Origin of the sequence: Corynebacterium halotolerans (assembly GCF_050107895.1) — a bacterium.
GTDB lineage: Bacteria > Actinomycetota > Actinomycetes > Mycobacteriales > Mycobacteriaceae > Corynebacterium > Corynebacterium halotolerans_B.
On the sequence record NZ_JBNILW010000047.1, the window covers coordinates 1 to 634 of the forward strand.

Genomic DNA, 634 nt, shown 5'->3' on the forward strand with positions numbered 1-634 from the left:
AGTGGATCACCGCCGGTATCTTTGATGAGTTGGAGCAGATCTGTCTGGAATCTTATGACCGTATCGTCGGCCTCGACCTGGACAACATCAGCGTCGACGGGTGCATCGTCAAAGCCCCCTGCGGCGGTGAAGCAGCCGGGCGATCCCCGGTTGACCGAGGAAAACAGGGCACGAAACGTTCTTTGATGGTCGACGGCCACGGCATTCCGCTCGGGTGCGTAGTGGCTGGAGCCAACCGGAACGACTCACCGTTGTTGCATCCGACGTTGGACAAGCTCGACCGGTTCGGATGTCGTCTTCCCGACCAGATCACGGTGCATCTGGATGCCGGGTACGACTCGAAGAAAACCCGCAGCCTGTTGACCGAACTCGGCTGCGGGTGGGTGATCAGCACTAAAGGTGAGCCGCTGCAGGCCGGGGCCCGGTGGGTGGTGGAGCGGACGAATTCGTGGCATAACCGGGGTTTCAAGAAACTCAGTGTCTGCACCGAACGCCGTGTCCGGGTCATTGAAGCGTTTATTGCTTTAGCTAACGCGGTGATCATTGTGCGTCGGCTCATCAAGCAGGCCTGGAGCACCTACCGCTGGGAGACCCGTCCTGACCGCCGGCCATGACCCCTATCCGCGCGATCTCT

The 634-nt window shown here is 60.3% G+C and carries 1 protein-coding gene; it reads left to right on the top strand.

Features of this window, described 5'->3' with window-relative positions; translation table 11 throughout:
- On the top strand, nucleotides 1-614 hold a 614-nt coding region (locus ACQCVD_RS15480), incomplete at its 5' end, for an IS5 family transposase (protein WP_426824671.1).
- Nucleotides 615-634 lie beyond the last annotated feature (20 nt).